At 64.8% G+C, this 20,945-nt stretch carries 22 protein-coding genes; 16 read left to right on the forward strand and 6 right to left on the reverse strand.

Translation table 11 applies throughout. The annotated features are described in order from the left end of the window. The first annotated feature begins 79 nt into the window (after window positions 1-79). A complete protein-coding gene (locus EC839_RS22480) occupies window positions 80-781 on the forward strand; it encodes an extensin family protein (protein ID WP_007161979.1) in 702 nt (233 codons plus the stop codon). 31 nt (window positions 782-812) lie between these two features. Next, the gene (locus EC839_RS22485; protein ID WP_007161980.1) at window positions 813-1,595 is read left to right on the forward strand and encodes a class I SAM-dependent methyltransferase; all 783 of its coding nucleotides are present in this window, start codon (window positions 813-815) and stop codon (window positions 1,593-1,595) included. A 55-nt stretch (window positions 1,596-1,650) separates the two neighbouring features. On the opposite strand, the gene EC839_RS22490 is transcribed toward EC839_RS22485, so the two are convergent. Genes EC839_RS22490 through EC839_RS22500 form a run of 3 tightly spaced genes read right to left on the reverse strand, consistent with a single transcriptional unit; the run spans window position 1,651 to window position 4,648 of the window. Then, on the reverse strand, window positions 1,651-3,159 hold the full coding sequence (locus tag EC839_RS22490) for a tripartite tricarboxylate transporter permease (RefSeq protein WP_007161981.1): 1,509 nt from the start codon (window positions 3,157-3,159) through the stop codon (window positions 1,651-1,653). Between the two features lies 1 nt (window position 3,160). Next, entirely contained in the window at window positions 3,161-3,619 is a 459-nt protein-coding gene (locus EC839_RS22495) for a tripartite tricarboxylate transporter TctB family protein (RefSeq protein WP_007161982.1), read from the reverse strand. A 48-nt stretch (window positions 3,620-3,667) separates the two neighbouring features. Then, window positions 3,668-4,648, reverse strand: coding sequence for a tripartite tricarboxylate transporter substrate binding protein (locus EC839_RS22500; protein ID WP_132833164.1), 981 nt, complete (start codon window positions 4,646-4,648; stop codon window positions 3,668-3,670). A gap of 330 nt (window positions 4,649-4,978) precedes the next feature. On the opposite strand from EC839_RS22500, the gene EC839_RS22505 reads away from it, so the two are divergent. Next, on the forward strand, window positions 4,979-5,650 hold the full coding sequence (locus tag EC839_RS22505; protein ID WP_007161984.1) for a response regulator: 672 nt from the start codon (window positions 4,979-4,981) through the stop codon (window positions 5,648-5,650). Further along, window positions 5,643-7,046, forward strand: a complete 1,404-nt coding sequence (locus tag EC839_RS22510) for a sensor histidine kinase (protein ID WP_132833165.1) — start codon at window positions 5,643-5,645, stop codon at window positions 7,044-7,046. The genes EC839_RS22505 and EC839_RS22510 overlap by 8 nt, the downstream gene beginning before the upstream one ends. Window positions 7,047-7,048: 2 nt before the next feature. On the opposite strand, the gene EC839_RS22515 is transcribed toward EC839_RS22510, so the two are convergent. Beyond that, a complete protein-coding gene (locus tag EC839_RS22515) occupies window positions 7,049-7,879 on the reverse strand; it encodes an HDOD domain-containing protein (RefSeq protein WP_027598573.1) in 831 nt (276 codons plus the stop codon). 41 nt (window positions 7,880-7,920) lie between these two features. Next, a complete protein-coding gene (locus EC839_RS22520) occupies window positions 7,921-8,838 on the reverse strand; it encodes a folate-binding protein YgfZ (RefSeq protein WP_007161987.1) in 918 nt (305 codons plus the stop codon). Window positions 8,839-8,960: 122 nt separating this feature from the next. Here EC839_RS22520 and EC839_RS22525 point away from each other — a divergent pair, with 122 nt between their 5' ends. Next, window positions 8,961-9,218 (forward strand): succinate dehydrogenase assembly factor 2, encoded by a 258-nt coding sequence (locus EC839_RS22525; protein ID WP_007161988.1) that lies wholly within the window; start codon window positions 8,961-8,963, stop codon window positions 9,216-9,218. Next, window positions 9,202-9,654, forward strand: a complete 453-nt coding sequence (locus EC839_RS22530) for a protein YgfX (RefSeq protein WP_007161989.1) — start codon at window positions 9,202-9,204, stop codon at window positions 9,652-9,654. The genes EC839_RS22525 and EC839_RS22530 overlap by 17 nt, the downstream gene beginning before the upstream one ends. On the opposite strand, the gene nadB is transcribed toward EC839_RS22530, so the two are convergent. Further along, window positions 9,611-11,233, reverse strand: coding sequence for an L-aspartate oxidase (nadB, locus tag EC839_RS22535; protein WP_007161990.1), 1,623 nt, complete (start codon window positions 11,231-11,233; stop codon window positions 9,611-9,613). The two genes, EC839_RS22530 and nadB, sit on opposite strands and share 44 nt — an antisense overlap. Before the next feature lie 329 nt (window positions 11,234-11,562). On the opposite strand from nadB, the gene rpoE reads away from it, so the two are divergent. The 10 genes from rpoE to pdxJ all read left to right on the forward strand — a co-directional run bounded on the left by rpoE (window position 11,563) and on the right by pdxJ (window position 20,563). Then, window positions 11,563-12,144, forward strand: a complete 582-nt coding sequence (rpoE, locus tag EC839_RS22540; protein WP_026083736.1) for an RNA polymerase sigma factor RpoE — start codon at window positions 11,563-11,565, stop codon at window positions 12,142-12,144. Window positions 12,145-12,177: 33 nt separating this feature from the next. Next, window positions 12,178-12,705: a sigma-E factor negative regulatory protein gene (locus EC839_RS22545; protein ID WP_007161992.1), complete on the forward strand. Its 528-nt coding sequence runs from the start codon at window positions 12,178-12,180 to the stop codon at window positions 12,703-12,705. A 220-nt stretch (window positions 12,706-12,925) separates the two neighbouring features. Next, window positions 12,926-14,350 (forward strand): DegQ family serine endoprotease, encoded by a 1,425-nt coding sequence (locus tag EC839_RS22550; RefSeq protein ID WP_007161993.1) that lies wholly within the window; start codon window positions 12,926-12,928, stop codon window positions 14,348-14,350. A 147-nt stretch (window positions 14,351-14,497) separates the two neighbouring features. After that, window positions 14,498-16,297: a translation elongation factor 4 gene (lepA, locus tag EC839_RS22555; protein ID WP_007161994.1), complete on the forward strand. Its 1,800-nt coding sequence runs from the start codon at window positions 14,498-14,500 to the stop codon at window positions 16,295-16,297. Window positions 16,298-16,302: 5 nt separating this feature from the next. After that, window positions 16,303-17,157 (forward strand): signal peptidase I, encoded by an 855-nt coding sequence (gene lepB, locus EC839_RS22560; RefSeq protein ID WP_007161995.1) that lies wholly within the window; start codon window positions 16,303-16,305, stop codon window positions 17,155-17,157. Beyond that, window positions 17,154-17,549: a DUF4845 domain-containing protein gene (locus tag EC839_RS22565; protein ID WP_007161996.1), complete on the forward strand. Its 396-nt coding sequence runs from the start codon at window positions 17,154-17,156 to the stop codon at window positions 17,547-17,549. Before lepB ends, EC839_RS22565 begins: the two co-directional genes overlap by 4 nt. Then, the gene (gene rnc, locus EC839_RS22570) at window positions 17,546-18,235 is read left to right on the forward strand and encodes a ribonuclease III (RefSeq protein WP_007161997.1); all 690 of its coding nucleotides are present in this window, start codon (window positions 17,546-17,548) and stop codon (window positions 18,233-18,235) included. The genes EC839_RS22565 and rnc overlap by 4 nt, the downstream gene beginning before the upstream one ends. Continuing rightward, window positions 18,228-19,133 carry a GTPase Era gene (gene era / locus EC839_RS22575; protein WP_007161998.1) on the forward strand — a complete coding sequence of 302 codons (906 nt, stop codon included), beginning with the start codon at window positions 18,228-18,230 and terminating at the stop codon, window positions 19,131-19,133. Before rnc ends, era begins: the two co-directional genes overlap by 8 nt. Before the next feature lie 2 nt (window positions 19,134-19,135). After that, entirely contained in the window at window positions 19,136-19,819 is a 684-nt protein-coding gene (gene recO, locus EC839_RS22580) for a DNA repair protein RecO (RefSeq protein ID WP_007161999.1), read from the forward strand. Between the two features lie 3 nt (window positions 19,820-19,822). Continuing rightward, window positions 19,823-20,563, forward strand: a complete 741-nt coding sequence (pdxJ, locus tag EC839_RS22585) for a pyridoxine 5'-phosphate synthase (protein ID WP_007162000.1) — start codon at window positions 19,823-19,825, stop codon at window positions 20,561-20,563. Window positions 20,564-20,945 lie beyond the last annotated feature (382 nt).

Raw genomic sequence — 20,945 nt, forward strand, 5'->3', positions numbered from 1 at the left:
GACGTTTTCGCCGGCATTCCCGCGGCTCGCTCCGGTCAGATGAGGTCTACCGCCTCGCGAATCTCCTTCGGCGCGCCGCATGAAAGCCAGACACCTGCTCGGTCTCGTCATCCTGCTCTATGGCGGTCTGCATACCGCCTTCGACCAGGGCTGGCTGCGTATCCCGCCGGCCTACAATCCCTGGGCGCCGCTGGATATCCAGGCCCCCACCAATGCCGTCACTCGCCTCAAGCTCTGGCGTCTGCAGGCTGATGCCGACTATTGCGCGGCGTCCCTGGCCACCTCGGCGCTCAACTATCGGGAATTGCGCGGCAATGCGGGGTCGGCCGACTGTCCGCTGGAGCGGGCCGTGCGCATCCAGCGCGGTGAAGGGGTGAGACTCAGCGGCAGCTTTGTCGCCAGCTGTCCCCTGGCGGTGAGCTTCGCGCTGTTCGAGCGACAGGCGCTGCAGCCGGCGGCCGAAGCCGTCTATGGCCAGCGGGTGGCCGAGGTGGAGCACTATGGCAGCTTCGCCTGCCGCAATATCTATGGCCGCGCCAGTGGCCGGCGCAGTCAGCACGCCACCGCCAATGCCCTGGACATCGCCGGGTTGCGCCTGGCCGATGGGCGGCGCATCAGCGTGGCGCGGGACTGGACCGGCGATCCCCAGGCCCAGCGCTTCCTGCGGCTGGTGCGCGACGGGGCCTGCCGGTCCTTCAATACCACCCTGGGACCGGACTACAACGCGGCGCACCGCGATCATTTCCATGTCGACATGGGTGGCTTTCGCGTCTGCCGGTAGAATGACGGGTCTTTTCGCCTGCGAGTCGCCCATGTCCACCGCCCACCCCGCGCTTATCGTCGAAGCCCTGGAACCCGCCTTCACCGAGGCCGCCGCGGCCTGGGCCGCGCGCCTGGGCCTGCCCCTGGGCAGCGCCACCACCGAGGAATTCGCCGTGCAGGTGGGCGCCCAGGGCCTGCAACTGGTGCAGCGCGGCCCGGAGGCGCCGGGTCCGGTGCGGGTGGATTTCGTCGAGGGCGCGGCGGCGCACCGGCGCAAGTTCGGCGGCGGCGCGGGCCAGATGATCGCCAAGGCGGTGGGGATCGGCCCGGGCGTGCGTCCGCGCATCCTCGATGCCACCGCGGGTCTGGGGCGTGACGCCTTCGTGCTGGCCACCCTGGGCTGTGCGGTGACGCTGGTCGAGCGCCAGCCGCTGATCGCTGCCCTGCTCGAAGACGGCCTTGCCCGCGCCGCACGGGATCACGAGGCGGCTGGCATAGTCGCCCTGATGACCCTGGTGCAGGCCGACTCCACCGCCTACCTGCAGCGCGGAGAGGGCGAGGCGCCCGAAGTAATCTACCTGGATCCCATGTTCCCGCACCGCGACAAGAGCGCCTTGGTGAAGAAGGAGATGCGCCTGTTCCGGCCGCTGGTGGGCGACGACCTGGACGCCCCGGCGCTGCTGGCCGCGGCCCTGGCCCGCGCCAGTCACCGGGTGGTGGTCAAGCGCCCGCGCAAGGCGCCGGCCATCGAAGGCGCCAAGCCCGGCTACGTGCTGGAGGGCAAGTCCAGCCGCTACGATATCTATCCGAAGAAGAGCTTCAAAACTTCTTGAACGAAAAAGCCCGCGGGCGGAAGGACTCCGGCCGCGGGCGCGGGTGTCGCCGACCTCAGGCGGTCGCGGGCTTGGGCGCGCGACGCTTGCGCCAGGCACGGTAGAAGGGCAGGGCCACCATCAGGATGCAGACGATCCAGATAGCCTGGCTGATACCGCTCTGCCAGAGGATGCCCATGTCGCCGTTGGAGATCGACAGTGCGCGTCTCAGGCTGGTTTCCATCAGCTCGCCGAGGATGAAGCCCAGCAGCAGCGGCGACAGCGGGAAGTCCAGCTTGCGCATGATGTAGCCGAAGATGCCCACGCAGACCATCAGCACCAGGTCGAAGGTGGTGGCGTGCACCGCATAGACGCCGATGCCGGTGATGATGGCGATGGCCGGGGCCAGCGACCAGTTCGGCACCTCGAGGATCTTGGTGAACATCTTCACCATGGGCACGTTGAGGATCAGCAGCATCACGTTGGCGATGAACAGCGAGGCGATCAGACCCCACACCAGATTCGGCTCGTTCTGGAACAGCAGCGGGCCGGGGGTGATGTTGTAGAGGGTCAGGGCGCCGATCATCACCGCGGTAGTGCCCGAGCCGGGGATGCCCAGGGTCAGCATGGGAATCATGTTGCCGCACACCGCCGCGCCGATGGCGGTTTCCGGCGCTGCCAGGCCGCGCAGGTCACCCTTGCCGAACTTGCCATCGGCACCGGCCATGCGCTTCTCGGTGGTGTAGGCCAGGGCACTGGCCAGGGTCGCGCCGGCACCCGGCAGCACGCCGATGATGAAGCCGCTCACCGAGCTGCGCAGGTTGACCATGAACACGCTGCGCGCTTCGCGCACGTTGAACAGCATGCGCCCGGTGGCCTTGACCGCGACCTGGCCATGATGGGTCTGCTCCAGCAGCAGGAGCAGTTCGCTCACCGAGAACAGACCCAGCACCAGGATCACGAAGTCGATGCCGTCGGCCAGGTGCACGTTGTCGAAGGTGAAGCGGTAGACGCCGCTGTTGGCATCGATGCCCACGGAGGCGATGGCCAGGCCGAAGAGGGCGGCGACCAGGGTCTTGACCGGCTTCTCGGCGGCCATGCCGGAGAGGCTAAGGATGGCCAGGGCCATCAGCGCGAAGTATTCCGCCGGACCGAAAGCGATTGCCCATTTCGCCAGCAGCGGCGAGAACAGCACCATGCCGCAGGTGGCGATGAAGGCGCCGATGAAGGAGCTCCAGGCCGACAGCGACAGGGCCACGCCCGCCATGCCCTGGCGGGCCAGCGGATAGCCGTCCAGGCAGGTCATCATGGTCGCGGCTTCGCCGGGGATGTTTAGCAGGATCGAGGAGATCCGCCCGCCGTATTCGCAGCCCAGATAGACCGCTGCCAGCAGGATCAGCGAGGTTTCCGGCGGCAGACCCAGGGCGAAGGCCACCGGGATCAGCAGAGCGATGCCGTTGATCGGCCCGAGACCCGGCAGCAGGCCGACCACGGTGCCGATCAGGGTGCCGATGAGGGCCACGATCAGGTTGGTCGGCGTCATGGCGACGCCGAAGCCCTGCATCAGAAAATTCAAGGTATCCATGTCAGCCCTCCAGGAATTCCAGCACGCCAAGGGGTAGGGGGACTTCCATCACCCGATCGAACAGCACATAGAGGCCGATGGCGAGCAGCAGGCTGACCAGGGCGCAGGGCATCAGGCGACCGCCATAGAGCAGACCGCAGAGGGTGGCGGTGATGAAGGCGCTCAGCGGAAAGCCCAGCGGCTGGAAGGTCAGGGCATAGCCCAGCAGGATGGCGCAGCAGGCCACTACCTTGCGCAGCGAGGAGGCGTCCAGCGGTTTCTGGTCTTCGCCATCGCCGATCGGCGTGGGGCGGATGATCAGATAGGCCAGGCCTAGGCTCATCAGCCCGAACATCAGCATCGGATAGGCCCGCGGACCGACCGGCTCGTAGGAAAAGGGCGCCTGGTAATCCCGGGCGATGAACAGCATGACGAGTCCGGCCACCAGCCAGACCGCCATGAAGGCGCGTTGGAAGATCATGTCGACATCCTCGAAGGCGCCCGGAAGGGCGCCAGGGGCGGGGGCTCGTTACTGGATCAGGCCGAATTCCTTGGCCATGCCGCGGTAGCGCGCGACTTCCTTCTGCACATAGGCGTCCAGCTCGGAGCCGGTCATGGCGAAGGGGAAGAGTTCGCGCTGATCACGCAGCTTGGCGAAGTCGTCGGAGGCCAGCAGCTTGTCGAAGCTGGTCTTCCACCAGTTGTACTGCTCGTCGGTGACCTTCGGGCCGACATAGAAGCCGCGGACCACCGGCCAGACGATGTCGTAGCCCTGCTCGCGCGCGGTGGGGATGTCCTTCATCGCCGGTTCGTCGAAGCGCTGCACGGCGAAGACCGCCAGCAGGCGCATGTTGCCGGCCTCGACATGGGGCATGGAGTCGGAGATGTCGGTGCTGCCGACCTGGATATGCCCACCCAGCAGCGCGGTGGCGATCTCGCCGCCGCCTTCCAGGGCCACGTAGCGCAGGTCCTTGGGATTGATGCCGGCAGCCTTGGCGATCAGTGCGGTCTGCATCCAGTCCTGGCTGCCCACGGTACCGCCGGAGCCGATCACCACCTTGCTCGGGTCCTTCTTCAGCGCCTCGACCAGGTCACCCAGGGTCTTGTAGGGCGAATCGGCCTTGACCGCGATGGCGCCATAGCTGGCGCCCACTGCCGCCAGCCAGCGCACGGCCTTCTCGTCGAAGCGACCGAACTTGCCTTGCGCCAGGTTCAGCAGCGAACCGCTGGAGAAGGCGACGATGGTATCGCCGTCCGCCGGCCGCTGGGCCACCACGGTGTTGTAGGCCACCGCGCCCACGCCGCCGGGCATGTAGGTCACGCGCATGGGCTTGTCCAGCAGCTTGGCTTCCACCAGGCCGCTCTGGGCCAGCTTGCAGGTCAGGTCGAAGCCGCCACCCGGGGAGGCCGGGGCGATGCATTCGGGACGCTTAGGTTCGGCCATGGCCTGGGCGGACAGCAGCACGGAGGCGGCCAGGGTCAGGGTGAGGGTGCGCAAGGTGGTGCTCATCGACGTCTTCCTTTTGTTGTTATTTCAGAAGCTGACAGGCGGACACGGCTCAGGCTCGCCAGGGCGGCGATCGTTCGGAGAGGGGGTACGGGAGCACGTGGAGCTGCGCGAGGGCGAGCATGGATGTCGTTCCGCTTGTTATTGTTGTTGGCCAACCAGGGGTGGCGCTTGGGCAAGCATCATGCGGTTCTGGGACCGCTACCTTTCACTCTAGACCGCCAAGCTTTCAACAGCCTTTCAGATGCGAAAGGCGGCGATAGTGGGGTTCCGGCTGCAGGCCAGCCGGCCGGTATCCGGTAAACTCGGATTTTTTGAGCGGGAGCTGTCAGCGTGCGCATCCTATTGGTCGAAGATCATCCGCCACTGGCCGAAAGCGTCGCCCAGGCGCTCAAGAATGCCGGACTCAACGTCGATCTGCTCAACGATGGCGTGGCCGCCGACCTGGCCCTGCAGAGCGAAAGCTATGCCCTGGCCATTCTCGACGTCGGCCTGCCGCGCATGGATGGCTTCGAGGTGCTGGCGCGCCTGCGCGAGCGCGGCGATCGCCTGCCGGTACTGATGCTCACCGCCCGCGGCGAGGTCAAGGATCGGGTACAGGGGCTCAACCTAGGCGCCGACGACTACCTGGCCAAGCCCTTCGAACTCACCGAACTGGAAGCCCGGGTCAAGGCCCTGCTGCGCCGCAGTGTGCTGGGCGGCGATCGCCAGCAGCGCTGCGGCCCGCTGATCTATGACCTCAACACCTCGCGCTTCACCCTGGGCGAGGAGGCGCTGTCGCTCACCTCGCGCGAGCACGCCGTGCTGGCCGCGCTCATCGCCCGCCCCGGACGGGTCATGAGCAAGGAGCAACTGGCCGCCCAGGTCTTCGGCCTGGACGAGGAAGCCAGTCCCGAGGCCATCGAGATCTATGTCCACCGCCTGCGCAAGAAGCTGGAAGCTGGCGCGGTACGCATCGTCACCTTCCGTGGCCTGGGCTATCTGCTGGAAGAGCAGCATGGCTGAAGTGGCGAAGGCGGCCGGCAGTCTGCGTGGGCGACTGCTGCTGCGACTGGTCGTGCTCCTGGCGGTGATCCTGGCGGTCAGCAGCCTGGCCGCCTATCTCAATGGCCGGCGGCTGGCCGACGTGGCCTATGACCGGACGCTGCTGGCCTCGGCCCGTACCATCGCCGCCGGCCTGTCGGCCACCAATGGCACCCTGCGCGCCGACGTGCCCTACATCGCCCTGGACAACTTCGCCTACGACAACGTCGGGCGCATCTTCTACCAGGTACTGGATACCCGCGGCCGGCTGATCTCCGGCTACGAAGAGATTCCGCCGCCGCCAGCGGACGCTCCGCTGACCCGCGACTATCCGGCCCTGGCGCGCTTCTACAACAGCACCTATCGCGGCAAGGACGTACGGGTGGTGAGCCTGGCCCAGCCGGTCAGCCAGCCGGATCTCACCGGCATGGCCGAGATCCGCGTCGCCGAGACCGCCGAAGCCCGCGAGGAGGTGGCCCGCAGTCTGCTCACCGACACCCTGATCCGCCTCGGACTGATGGGGCTGGGTGCCATCCTGCTGGTGTGGATGGCAGTAGGGGCCGCCCTGCGCCCGCTGGAGCGCCTGCGCCAGGCGGTGGAAGAGCGGGGCGTCGACGACCTGCGGCCGCTGCCCGAGGTGCGGGCGCCCCAGGAGTTGCTGCCGCTGGTGCATGCCCTGGAGGGCTTCACCCTGCGCCTGCGGCGGCTCTTCGAGCGTCAGGCGGACTTCATCGCCAATGCCGCCCACGAATTGCGCACCCCGCTGGCGGCGATCAAGGCGCGGGTCGAACTGGGCCTGCGCGAGCGCGAGCCCCAGGCCTGGTACGCCACCCTGGAAGAGACCCGCGCCAGCACCGATCGCCTGGCGCGCCTGGCCAACCAGCTGCTGTCACTGGCGCGGATCGAGAGCGGCGCCCAGGCCATCGCCGAAGGCGGCGCCGAACGCCTGGAGCTCAGCGATCTGGCCAGGGAACTGGCCATGGTGCTGGCCCCCCTGGCCCATGCCAAGGGCGTCGCCCTGGCCTTCGAGCCCTTCGCCAAGGCGCCGGTGATCGGCGAGCCGACACTGCTCAACGAGCTGCTCTGCAATCTGGTGGAAAACGCCCTGGCCCATAGCCAGTCAGGTGGCAACATCGTGGTGCGGGTGCTGGCCCCGGCGGTGCTGGAAGTCGAGGATGACGGCCCCGGCATTCCGGCCAATGCGCGGGCCAAGGTCTTCGAGCGCTTTCAGCGTCTGGATCCGCAATCCGGGGGCGCCGGTCTGGGACTAGCCATCGTCGGTGAGATCTGCGCTGCCCACCGGGCGCGCATCCAGTTGCTGGACGGCGCGCTCGGCGGGCTAAGGGTACGGGTCGAATTTCCCGCCGAGGAAGCCTAGGCTCAACCGAGCAGGGTGCGCGACTGTTCCACCGCGTCCCAGAAGGACTGATCCTGGGCCGGATCCGGCTGGTTGTTCAGCCCCAGGCGGATACCGGCGGGCAGCGTCTGGACCGCGATCTCCTGCTGACCCTGGCGCTGCGCGTGCAGCTGGGTCGCGACCTGCACGATATCGGCGTAGTCGGCCGCCGCGGGCTGCCGCTCCAGTGCCAGATATTCCCGCGGTACGCAGGCGATGTCGGCCGGGAAATCCCAGACCTTGAGAATGCGTTCGCCGATCTGCGGATGAATGCGCGCCGTCACCTGGTCGAGGGTGATGGCGTTGGCCAGCAGGTCTTCCTGTTCTTCGGCATAGGTGAGGATCGGCAGCACGCCGATCTGGTGCACCAGGCCGGCGAGCAGGGCGCGGTCGGCCATCAGCCGCGTGTACTTCTTGCACAGCGCATGGCTGATGGCGGCGATCTCGGTGCCCTGGCTCCAGACCTCGCGCATCTTGCGATCCACGGCGTCGCTGGTGGCCTGGAACATCTGCTGCATGGCCAAGCCCGTGGCCAGATTTGCCGTGTAGTTGATACCCAGGCGCCCGACCGCCATCTGCAGGTCGGTGATCTCCTTGCTGGTGCGCAGGAGCGGGCTGTTGACCACCTTGATCAGGCGCGCCGTCAGGGCGGCGTCCATGGCGATCACCCGGCTCAGCTCGGCAACGCCCACGTTGGGGTCTTCGGCCGCTTCTCTGACCTTCAGTGCCACCTCGGGAAGGGTGGGCAGCACCACGCGATCGGTGTCTATCGCGTGGAGAAGATCCTGGACAACTTTTTCGGCAAGAGGAGTCATGACGTACCTGTGTGAGGAGCGGATAAAGGCGATCCCAACCTTCAGCGCTTTATTTCACGATCGCTATCGAGTGAGTAGGGCAAATCGAGTAAACGGCAGTTTGGCCCGTCCGAGCTGCCCACCGAGACACGTCCGTCCTCGGCGGCATCGCCCTGCAGCACCGCCAGGAATTCGCAACCCGCTGGGCTGGCCGCGGCCAGCACCACCTCGCCCACGCTGCTGCCATGCACCGGCGAGAACAGCTCGGTACCCACGGCAGGGGGCTGCTCGCTGCTGGCGAGGCGATAGAGGCGCCGCTTGAGCTTGCCCAGGTACTGCATGCGCGCGACGATCTCCTGGCCGGTGTAGCAACCCTTGCGAAAGCTCACGCCATCCAGCGCCTGCAGATTGATCATCTGCGGGACGAACAGCTCGCGGGTCGCGCCGAACACCTGGCCCACGCCAGCCCGTACCTGGGCCAGCAGCCATTCGTCGAGTGCCACCTCCGGCAGCGCCGGCGCCGCTGCGTCGGCCGCGCGCCAGGTCTCTACCCGGCTATCCTCCAACCGCAGGGCGAAGCCGCCCTCGAGCGGCGCCACGGCATTGGCCTGCTCGCCCAGCGCCACGTCGGGATAGGCGCTGGCGAAGCCGGCGGCCGAAAGTCCCAGCCGTTGCCATTGCGCGCTTTCGTCGGTCAGCACCGACTTGGAGAAGACCGCATATTTCTTCAGATCGGTCAGCAGCGGCTCGACCAGCTCCGCGGCCATCGCCAGCAGATAGCCGTCGGCCTGCTTGACGATGCGGAAGCTGGAGACCAGCCGTCCCTTGGGCGTGCAGCGCCCTCCCAGGCCGGCCTGGTCGTCAGCGAGATAGTTGAGGTTGCAGGTGACCTGCCCCTGGAGAAACTTGGTCGCATCGACCCCGCGGATGGCCAGGACGCCTTCGTGGGTCAAGCGGCAGAAATACGGCGAGTCGGCCATTGCGGCTGCAGCTCCGTGTCGAGTGAAGCCGCTCATCATAGGCTCGCCCGGGGGGAATGTCAGGCGCACTGCGCGGCGGGGCGCTTCGGGCTTATACTGCGCCGATTGTCGCAGGAGTCCCCATGAGTACCGAAGCTACCGAACTCAACAGATTGTACTGGCACAGCCGTCGCGGCATGCTGGAACTGGATGTATTGCTGGTTCCCTTCGTTAAGGAGGTCTATGCCTCCCTGGGCGCGGAAGACCAGGCCCGCTACCGCAAGCTGCTCGAGTGCGAGGATCAGGACATGTTCCACTGGTTCATGCAGCGCGGTGAACCGGAAGACGCCGATCTGCAGATCATCGTGCGCATGATCCTGGACCGTGTCCAGCCGGCTTGAGCCTTTCGAATGTCGCTGGAGCGCCTCCGCCGGCCTCCTGCGACTGCATGCCCTGGCCGCGTTCGCCGCGGGGATCTGTCCCTGGCTTGCGGCCATTCCCTGGACGCTCAAGCCACTCCTGACGCTGCTGGTGCTCTGGTCCTGGCACCGGGTGCGCCAGCGCCAGCTCCAGCAGCGCTGTCCAGAGGTGCCGCGCGGTTTGCGCCATGGCGCAGAAGGCTGGCAGCTCTGGTCGCCGGCGACCGGCTGGCAGGCCATCCAGCTGCGCCCGGACAGCCTGGCCCTGCCGCGGCTGGTGGTCCTGCGCTATCGGCTGCCAGCGGCGAGACGTACCCGCAGTCTCTGCATCGCCCGCGACAGCCTCGCCGCGGACGCCCATCGCCGCCTGAGAGTCAGACTTCGCTTCGCTCCGCGCCGGTTCGCGGCACCAGAATAGTGTCCCGGGCGCTGCTGGCGAGTTGTGGATAGTCCAGGGTGAAGTGCAGACCGCGACTCTCCTGGCGGGTGAGAGCGCTTTCGATGATCAGCTCCGCCACCTGCGCCAGGTTGCGCAATTCGATCAGGTCGCGACTGACCTTGTAGTTGCTGTAGAACTCGTCGATCTCGTCCATCAGCAGGCGAATGCGATGGCGGGCGCGCACCAGCCGCTTGGTGGTGCGCACGATGCCGACATAGTCCCACATGAAGCGCCGCAACTCGTCCCAGTTGTGGGCGATCACCACGTCTTCGTCCGAGTCCGTCACCTGGCTGGCGTCCCAGTCGGGCAGGTCGCGCGGCATGCCGATCTCGGCCGCTTGCGCCTGGATGTCCAGCGCCGCCGAGCGGGCATAGACGAAGCACTCCAGCAGCGAATTGCTGGCCATGCGATTGGCACCGTGCAGACCGGTACAGCTGGTTTCGCCAATGGCATAGAGGCCGCCGAGGTCCGCGCGCCCGTGCTGGTCGACGCGCACCCCGCCGCAGGTGTAGTGCGCGGCCGGCACCACCGGGATCGGATCCCGGGTGATGTCGATGCCCAGTTCCAGGCAGCGGCGATAGACCGTGGGAAAGTGCTCCTGCACGAAGTCCGCCGGCTTGTGGCTGATGTCGAGAAAGACGCAATCGATGCCCAGGCGCTTCATCTCGTGGTCGATGGCGCGCGCCACCACGTCGCGTGGGGCGAGATCGGCGCGGGGGTCGAAGCGCGGCATGAAGCGTTCACCATCCAGCAGGCGCAGCACGGCGCCTTCGCCACGCAGGGCTTCGGTGATCAGAAAACTGCGCGCATGGGGGTGATAGAGGCAGGTGGGGTGGAACTGGTTGAATTCCAGGTTGGCCACCGAACAGCCGGCGCGCCAGGCCATGGCGATGCCGTCGCCGCTGGCGCTGTCCTGATTGGTGCTATAGAGGTAGGCCTTGCTGGCGCCGCCGGTGGCCAGCACCGTGAAGCGCGCGTGCAGGGTATCGACCTGGCCGCTGGTCCGGTCGAGCACATAGGCGCCCAGGCAACGCGCGCCCGGCCGGCCGAGCTTTTCCGTGGTGATCAGATCCACCGCCACCCGCTGACTGAGCAACTGGATGTTGGGCCGGCCTTCGGCGGTGCGCAGCAGGGTGTCGAAGATGGCCATGCCGGTGGCATCGGCCGCGTGGATGATGCGCCGGTGGCTGTGGCCGCCTTCGCGGGTCAGGTGAAAGCCCAGGCCGCCCTTGCCGGCGTCCTGCTCGCGGGTGAAGGGCACGCCCTGGTCGATCAGCCACTGCATGGCCTCGCGACTGTGCTCGACGGTGAAGCGCACGGCGCCTTCGTCACACAGCCCGGCGCCCGCTATTAGGGTATCCTGCACGTGCGCCTCGACGGTGTCGCCTTCGTCCAGTACGGCGGCGACGCCACCCTGCGCCCAGTAGGTCGAACCATGCGCCAGTTCGCCCTTGCTCAAGACCGCGATGGACAGCGTCGCCGGTAGATTGAGCGCGAGCGTCAGGCCCGCGGCGCCACTGCCGATTACCAGGACATCGAATTCCAGATGACGCGCCATGACGTTTCCTTCTCACCGGGACGGCGAGTATAGGAACAAGGCGGCTGACGGCATAGCCATCGGATGGATCGGCAGGGAACTCGCGGGCGTCAGGCGGGGTCTATGTACAGATAATTGCTCATCCGTGCGGCCGGAATGCCAAGACGAGAATGGGCCATCTGCCAAAGCTAATTCAGTGACACCCAGGAGCGATCAGCAGCCATCTTAGTGCTCGCTCATCAACTGCTGTGGAGGGGAGAACTTTCGTGCAACAGCCCAGTCTAGCAGCGCGCGTCGATAGTGAAAGCAAGGACGATACCGAGCTGCAAGCCAAGGACAGCAAGCAAGCCCTGCCCACCCAGGAGCAGGATCAACAACTGGTCGAGCGCGTACAGCGCGGCGACAAGCGTGCTTTCGATCTGCTGGTGCTCAAGTATCAGCACAAGATTCTCGGTCTGATCGTGCGTTTCGTCCACGATACCCAGGAAGCCCAGGACGTCGCTCAGGAGGCTTTCATCAAAGCCTATCGCGCGCTCGGGAACTTCCGTGGCGATAGTGCTTTCTACACCTGGCTCTATCGCATCGCCATCAACACGGCAAAGAACCATCTGGTTGCCCGGGGTCGTCGTCCACCGGACAGCGACGTCAGTGCCGAAGATGCGGAATTTTATGAAGGCGACCATGCTCTAAAGGATATCGAGTCCCCAGAGCGGTCCCTTTTGCGGGATGAGATCGAGGCCACCGTGCATCGGACCATCCAGCAGCTCCCGGAAGATCTGCGCACCGCGCTGACCCTTCGTGAGTTCGAAGGCCTCAGCTACGAGGACATTGCGAACGTCATGCAATGTCCGGTGGGAACGGTCCGGTCTCGGATTTTCCGAGCTCGGGAAGCGATAGACAAAGCATTGCAGCCCCTGCTGCGTGATGCATAGACAGCGGCGACAGCTTTTAGAGAGGTAATACGTATGAGTCGTGAAGCCCTGCTGGAATCCCTGTCCGCTGTTATGGATAACGAAGCGGACGAATTCGAAACCCGGCGTGTCATCGCCGAGGTCAGCAAGGACCCGGAATTGCGCGCCACCTGGTCGCGCTACGCCATGGTCAGCGCCGTGATTCGCGGTGAGCCCATGCTGCCGAATCTGGATATCGCCAAAGGCGTCACCACCACGCTGGAGCGTGATGAGGCCGTCGCAGCACCGGCAGCGCCCGTCGTTGCTCAGGCGCGCAAGAGTGGCTGGTCGAGCGTGGGTCGTGTCGCGGTCGCCGCGTCCGTGACCTTCGCCGTACTGGCAGGCGTGCGGATGTACAACCAGTCCGACGTCTCCACCCAAGGTCTGGCCCAGCAGGCGCCGAGCCAGCTGACCGTGCCGCAACCCGCGCGTAGCCCGGCCGTGCTGGCCAGCTTCAGCGAAGAAAGCACCAAGGCGAATGCCGAAGCCAAGGCTGACAAGCCGATGGCAGGTGAAAAGCAGGAAGCCCCTGCCCAGCGTTGATTCGCTGGCTTCACCTCGAAACGGCGTCCGGACTCTGTTCCGGGCGCCGTTTTTTTTGCCTGCCGGATGTCCGGATGGGGCGCAAAATGCTTCGAAAGCTATCGTTCAGCAAGGCCGTGCTATTTCTGCTGCCAGTCGTCTCTGACTGTGCCGCCGTTGCGGAACAGACAGGTCGCCAGCGATGTGTTCAAGTCATTGGATAGAGTGGAGCTGCACGCGCATGCGCAATCTAAAGCATTACACGGCCGCCCTGATGGGGCTCTGGCTGATGGGACTGACGGCCATGGCTCGGGCCGATCTGCCGGATTTCACCGGCCTGGTCGAGGCGGCATCTCCAGCGGTCGTCAACATCAGCACCCGCCAGAAAATTCCCGAAGGTCGTGGCGCCGGCGCCATGACCATGCCCGATCTGGAAGGCCTGCCGCCGGGCATCCGTGAATTCTTCGAGCGCAGCATCCCGCAGATGCCGCGCGGTCCCCGCGGCAAGCAGGAGCAGGCCCAGTCTCTCGGCTCGGGCTTCATCATCTCGCCCGATGGCTACATTCTGACCAATAACCATGTGGTCGCCGATGCCGACGAGATCCTGGTACGGCTGTCCGACCGCAGTGATCACACCGCCAAGCTGATCGGCGCGGATCCCCGTACCGACGTGGCCCTGCTGAAAATCGACGCCAAGGACCTGCCCACCCTCAAGCTGGGCAATTCCGATCAGCTCAAGGTCGGTGAATGGGTCCTGGCCATAGGTTCGCCCTTCGGCTTCGATCACTCGGTCACCGCCGGTATCGTGAGCGCCAAGGGTCGCAGCCTGCCCAACGAAAGCTATGTGCCCTTCATCCAGACCGACGTGGCCATCAACCCGGGCAACTCCGGAGGTCCGCTGTTCAACCTCAAGGGTGAGGTAGTCGGGATCAACTCGCAGATCTTTACCCGCTCCGGTGGCTTCATGGGGCTGTCCTTCGCCATTCCGATCGACGTCGCCATGAACGTGGCCAATCAGTTGAAGACCGAAGGCAAGGTCAGCCGCGGCTGGCTGGGCGTGGTCATTCAGGAAGTGGACAAGGATCTCGCCGAATCCTTCGGCCTGGATCGTCCGGCCGGCGCCCTGGTCGCCCAGACCCTGGACGACGGTCCTGCAGCCAAGAGCGGCATCAAGGTCGGCGACGTCATCCTCTCGGTCAATGGCCAGAAGATCGAGGAATCCGCCGACCTGCCGCACCTGATCGGCAATCTCAAGCCGGGTGCCAAGGCCGACATGGAGATCATCCGTGAAGGCAAGCGGCAAAACCTGAGCGTCACCGTGGGCGACATGCCCAAGGACGACCAGGCCGCTTCCGGTGGCGAGCGTGGCTCCGATCGGGCCAGCAATCGCCTGGGCATCGCCGTGGCCAACCTGACCGCCGAGCAGAAGAAGACCCTGGACATCCAGGGCGGCGTGGTCATCAACAAGCTCAGTGGCGACGGTCCTGCCGCGGCCATCGGCCTGCGTCCGGGCGACGTCATCACCCACCTCAACAATCAGCCCATCGAATCCGCCGCCGCCTTCGAGAAGATCACCTCGGCACTGCCGGCAGGGCGCTCCATCTCTATGCGCGTGGTGCGTGAGGGTCGCGCCAGCTTCATCACCTTCAAACTGCCGGGCAAGTAACGGCAGGGGACGAAGCAAGGGGCAGGCGACTGCCCCTTCTTTTTGTCCGCTCGAACGGCGCGAGTCCCCTTGTTTGCCGCATTCAGGTAAACTCCCCCGCTATTTTCCCGGCGGATGTTCCGCTGCTGGCTATTCGAGTGCTGATTCGTGAGTGATCTGAGCCATATCCGCAATTTCTCCATCATCGCCCACATCGATCACGGCAAGTCGACGCTTGCGGATCGGTTCATCCAGATCTGTGGTGGTTTGAGCGACCGAGAAATGGAGGCCCAGGTCCTGGATTCCATGGATCTCGAGCGCGAGCGCGGCATCACCATCAAGGCCCACAGCGTCACGCTGTACTACAAGGCCCAGGACGGCAAGACCTACCAGCTCAACTTCATCGACACCCCCGGCCACGTCGACTTCACCTATGAAGTCAGCCGTTCGCTGGCCGCCTGCGAAGGCGCGCTGCTGGTGGTGGATGCGGGGCAGGGCGTGGAAGCCCAGTCGGTCGCCAACTGCTACACCGCCATCGAGCAGGGCCTCGAGGTCATGCCGGTGCTGAACAAGATGGACCTGCCCCAGGCCGAGCCGGACAAGGTCAAGGCCGAGATCGAGCACATCATCGGCATCGACGCCACCGACGCCGTGCCCTGCAGTGCCAAGAGCGGCATGGGCGTACCCGATGTCCTCGAGCAACTGGTCAAGGTCATTCCACCGCCCGAGGGCGAGATCGACGCGCCCCTGCAGGCGCTGATCATCGACTCCTGGTTCGACAACTATCTGGGCGTCGTCTCGCTGGTGCGCGTCAAGCACGGGCGGGTCAAGAAGGGCGACAAGATCCTGGTCAAGTCCACCGGCAAGGTGCACCAGGTCGACAGCGTCGGCGTCTTCTCGCCCAAGCACACCGAGACGGTCGATCTCAAGGCGGGCGAGGTGGGCTTCATCATCGCCGGCATCAAGGAAATCCTCGGCGCCCCGGTCGGCGACACCCTGACCCTCAGCGCCACCCCGGACGTGGCCATGCTGCCGGGCTTCCAGCGGGTCAAGCCGCAGGTCTACGCCGGTCTCTTCCCGGTCAGCTCCGACGACTTCGAGGACTTCCGCGAAGCCCTGCAGAAGCTGACCCTCAACGATGCGGCCCTGCAATACGAGCCGGAAAGCTCGGAGGCCCTCGGCTTCGGCTTCCGCATCGGCTTCCTCGGCATGCTGCACATGGAGATCATCCAGGAGCGCCTGGAGCGCGAATATGATCTCGACCTCATCACCACCGCGCCGACCGTGGTGTTCGAGGTGGTGCTCAAGGATGGCAGCATCATCTATGTCGACAACCCGTCCAAGCTGCCGGACCTGGCCTCCGTCGCCGAGATGCGCGAGCCCATCGTGCGCGCCAACATCCTGGTACCCCAGGAGCACCTGGGCAACGTCATCACCCTGTGCATCGAGAAGCGTGGCGTCCAGCGCGACATGCAGTTCCTCAGCAGCCAGGTGCAGGTCAGCTACGACCTGCCGATGAACGAGGTGGTCCTGGACTTCTTCGACCGCCTCAAGTCGGTGAGCCGTGGCTATGCGTCGCTGGACTACAGCTTCGATCGCTTCGAAGCCGCCAGCCTGGTCAAGCTCGACGTCCTCATCAACGGCGAGAAGGTCGATGCCCTGGCGCTGATCGTCCATCGCGACAAGGCGCACTACAAGGGTCGCGCCCTGACCGAGAAGATGAAGGAGCTGATCCCGCGGCAGATGTTCGACGTGGCGATCCAGGCGGCCATCGGCGGTCAGATCGTGGCCCGGACCACGGTCAAGGCGCTGCGCAAGAACGTTCTGGCCAAGTGCTACGGCGGTGACGTGTCCCGTAAGCGCAAGCTGCTGGAAAAGCAGAAGGCGGGCAAGAAGCGCATGAAGCAGGTTGGTAGCGTAGAGATTCCTCAAGAGGCCTTCCTGGCCGTGCTCAAGGTGGATAGCTGAAGCCCATGTCCTGGAACTTCCCTCTGTTGCTGGTTCTCGCGGTCGCCGTCTGCGGCGCCCTGGCACTCATCGATCTGCTGGTGCTCGCACCGCGTCGTCGCAAGGCGATCCAGACCTACGGGCAGCAGGTCAGCGAGCCTGATCCCGCGGTACTGGAGCAGTTGAACAAGGAACCGGCGCTGGTCGAGTACGGGAAGTCGTTCTTTCCCGTCCTGGCCATCGTGCTGATCCTGAGATCCTTCCTGGTGGAGCCGTTCCAGATTCCTTCGGGCTCCATGAAGCCGACCCTGGAAGTGGGCGACTTCATCCTGGTGAACAAATTCGCCTACGGCATCCGCCTGCCGGTGATCGACCTCAAGGTCATCCCGATCGGTGATCCGCAGCGTGGCGACGTCATGGTGTTCCGCTATCCCAGCGATCCCAGCGTCAACTACATCAAGCGCGTCATCGGGGTGCCGGGCGATACCATCCGCTATACCAGCGACAAGCAGCTGTACATCAACGGCCAGCGCGTCAGCGAGGAACTGGTGGGTGACGAGCCGGGTTCCCTGGGCAGCGTCAAGCTGTTCAAGGAGCAGCTCGGCAAGGCCGAGCACCTGATCCGCGAAGAGATGACCCGATACCGCATGGAGCCCGACCACGAATGGAAGGTGCCGGCCGGTCACTACTTCATGATGGGTGACAACCGCGACAACTCCAACGACAGTCGCTACTGGGACGATCCCAGCATTCCCCGTGACCTGCTCGGCATGGTTCCCGACCGCAACATCGTCGGCAAGGCCTTCGCCGTCTGGCTGAGCTGGCCGGAGCCCAAGCTGCAGAGCATGCCCACCCTGTCTCGCGTAGGTATCATCAGATGAATGAACGCAGAGTGTCTGGTCGTCCGTCGCGTCAGCAGGGGCTGTCGTTTCTCGGTGGTCTGCTCGCACTCTGCGTCATCGCCTTCCTGGCCAGTACGGCCATGAAGCTCGTGCCGCATTACCTGGACTACAATGCTCTGACCAAGGTCATCGAATCCATCGGCGACAACCCCGATAACCAGATTCGCAGCGTGTCCGACGTCTACAGCTACGTGGGGAAGGGTATGCAGGTGAACGACATCCGTGATCTCGATCTGCAAAAGGCCATGCGCGTCGAAGCCGACGGCAACCACCTGCAGATCCACCTCGACTATGAAAAACGTGAACACCTGATCCGCAACATCGATCTGGTCGTTCGTTTCAATCGTGATTTCCGTATAAATCTCCCGTGACATTATCTCTAGATCGCCTCGAGCGTCGGCTGGGTTATACCTTCAAGGACCCGGACCTGATGCTGCTCGCCCTCACGCACCGCAGCTTTGCCGGTCGCAACAACGAACGCCTCGAATTCCTCGGCGACGCCATCCTCAACTTCATCATCGGCGAAGCCCTCTACGATCATTTCCCCCAGGCCCGCGAAGGCCAGCTGTCCCGCCTGCGCGCCAAGCTGGTGAAAGGCGAGACCCTGGCCTTGCTGGCGCGCAGCTTCGAGCTGGGTGACTACCTGCGCCTGGGGTCCGGTGAGCTGAAGAGCGGCGGCTTCCGCCGCGAATCCATCCTTGCCGATGCCATGGAAGCCCTGATCGGCGGCATCTATCTGGATGCCGGCATGGATGCGGCCAAGGATCGGGTCATGGCCTGGCTCGGCCCGCAACTGCGCGAACTGACGCCAGTGGATACCAACAAGGATCCCAAGACCCGCCTGCAGGAGTTTCTCCAGGCGCGGGCGTGCGACCTGCCGCGCTACGAGGTGGTCGCCATCGAAGGAGAGCCCCATTGCCGGGTCTTCTTTGTCGAATGCGAGATCGCCATGCTCAACGAAAAGACGACGGGGCAGGGCGCCAGTCGCCGTATCGCCGAACAGATAGCCGCCTCGGCGGCCTTGATCGCCCTGGGCGTGGAGAATGGTCATGAATGATGAGCTGAAGGCATCGCGGTGCGGCTACGTCGCCATCGTCGGCCGTCCCAACGTCGGCAAGTCCACGCTGCTCAACCATATCCTCGGGCAGAAGCTGGCCATTACCTCGCGCAAGCCGCAGACCACCCGGCACAACATGCTCGGCATCAAGACCGAGGGTGAGGTGCAGACCATCTATGTGGATACCCCCGGTCTGCACAAGGAAAACCAGAAGGCGCTCAACCGCTTCATGAACAAGACGGCCGTCACCGCCCTGCGCGATGTGGACGTCGTGGTGTTCGTGGTCGATCGTACCCGCTGGACCGACGAAGACCAGATGGTGCTGGAGCGGGTACGCTTCGTGAAGTGCCCGGTGCTGCTCGCCGTCAACAAGCTGGATCGTCTGGAAGACAAGGCCGACATGCTGCCGCACCTGCAATGGCTGCAGGAGCGATTGCCGGAAGCCACGCTCATTCCGATCTCTGCCCAGCACGGCCACAATCTCGACGCCCTCGAAGAGCTGGTCGCCGAGCGCCTGCCGGAGGGCGAGCACTTCTTCCCCGAAGACCAGATCACTGACCGATCCAGTCGTTTCCTCGCGGCCGAGCTGATCCGCGAAAAGATCATGCGTCAGCTGGGGGCCGAGTTGCCCTACCAGGTCGCCGTCGAGATCGAGGAATTCAAGTACGACAACGGGGTGCTGCACATTCATGGCCTGATCCTGGTCGAGCGCGATGGCCAGAAGAAGATTCTCATCGGCCAGGCCGGCGAGCGCATCAAGCGCATCGGCCAGGAAGCCCGCCAGGACATGGAAACCCTGTTCGACGCCAAGGTCATGCTCAACCTCTGGGTCAAGGTCAAAGGCGGCTGGTCCGATGACGAGCGCGCCCTGCGCTCTCTGGGTTATTCCGACCTCTAGCGATGCAGGCGTCCGAGCCGCTGTTCGTCCTGCATGCGCGTCCCTATCGGGAAAGCAGTGCGCTGGTGGACGTGTTCGGCGCCTTCGGCCGGGTCCGTACGGTGTTGCGCGCGGCCCGCTCCCGCTCCGGAAGTCTGGCCAGGCCCTTCATTCCCCTCGAGGCTCAGCTCAGTGGGCGAGGGGAGCTGAAGAATCTGCAAAAGGTGGCGGCCCTGGCGCCGCCCTATCTGCTCCAGGGGCAGGCGCTGTTCAGCGGCTTCTATCTGAATGAGTTGCTGGTCCGGCTACTGCCCGCCGAAGATCCCTATCCCGCGCTTTTCGAACTCTATGGTCTGACCCTGGCGGCCCTCGCCCAGGGGCGACCGGTCGAGCCCCTGCTGCGTACCTTCGAGTGGCGCCTGCTCGACCTGCTGGGCTACGGCTTCTCGCTGGCGCTGGCGCTGGATGGCCAGGCCATCGACGCCCAGCGCCTCTATCGCTTCATTCCGGACCAGGGCTTCGAAGCCGTTGACGAAGTTCGCCCGGGCTGTCTGGCCGGCGCGGAAATTCTGGCACTGGAGCGTGGCGAGTGGGACGATCCCACCGTAGTCCGCGCTGCCAAGCGCCTGATGCGCCAGGCCCTGGCGCCGCACCTGGGCAGCAAACCCCTGATGAGTCGCGAATTGTTCGCCAAGCCAAGTGAATAAGCCATGAAAGAGTTCAGTCGTGTTCTGTTGGGCGTCAACATCGATCATGTCGCCACCCTGCGCCAGGCCCGGGGTACCCGCTATCCCGATCCGGTCAAGGCGGCGCTGGATGCCGAGGAGGCAGGGGCGGATGGCATCACCCTGCACCTGCGCGAGGATCGTCGCCATATCCAGGAGCGGGATGTCCGCCTGCTGCGCGACCTCCTGCAGACTCGCATGAATCTCGAAGTCGCCCTGACCCCCGAGATGCTGGCCTTCGCCCAGGAGATCCGGCCCGAGCACGTCTGCCTGGTGCCCGAGCGCCGGGAAGAGCTGACCACCGAAGGTGGCCTGGATGTGCTGGGTCAGGTGCAGCGCATCCGTGCCGCCATCGCCGCACTGCCCGCTTCCGAGGTGTCCCTCTTTATAGATCCCGATCTGCAGCAGATCCAGGCGGCCAAGGACAGCGGTGCTCCGGTGATCGAGTTGCACACCGGTCGCTATGCCGAAGCCGAGACCCAGGAAGAGCAGGCCCATGAGCTGCAGCGCCTGGCCAGGGCGGTGGAATTCGCCACCGGCCTCGGGCTGGTGGTCAATGCCGGTCATGGCCTGCACTACCATAATGTCCAGCCCATCGCGGCGCTGCCGGGTATCAACGAGCTGAACATCGGCCATGCCATCGTCGCCCAGGCGGTCTTCGTCGGCTTCAAGCAGGCTGTCAGGGACATGGCCGAATTGATCCGCTGCAACTCAGTCGTAAAATAACTGTTGACCTGTTCTGAAACTCCCCTATAATGCGCCCCACTTCCGGCGCAGACGCTGAAGCGGCTTGAAAATCAAGCATTTAGGTCTGGGTCGGGCGAGGGGTCCACGGATTCTTCGCCATTTGGCTCTCACCTCAGGGTGGCAACGAAATGAAGCGGAGGGGTTGACAGCGTCTCAGGATGCTGTAGGATTCGCCTCCCGCTGCCGAGATTGGTTAGACCGGTCAGGCAAGCGCAAGTGGTTGAGTTGAAACGAAAAAGTTCAAATCAACGCTTGACAGGATGTGGGGACAGCGTAGAATGCGCGCCTCGGTTAGCGACACGGTCGCAACCAACTGCTCTTTAACAAGTTGAATCAAGCAATTCGTGTGGGTGCTTGTGAG

The organism is Pseudomonas sp. JUb52 (assembly GCF_004341115.1).
GTDB lineage: Bacteria > Pseudomonadota > Gammaproteobacteria > Pseudomonadales > Pseudomonadaceae > Chryseomonas > Chryseomonas oryzihabitans.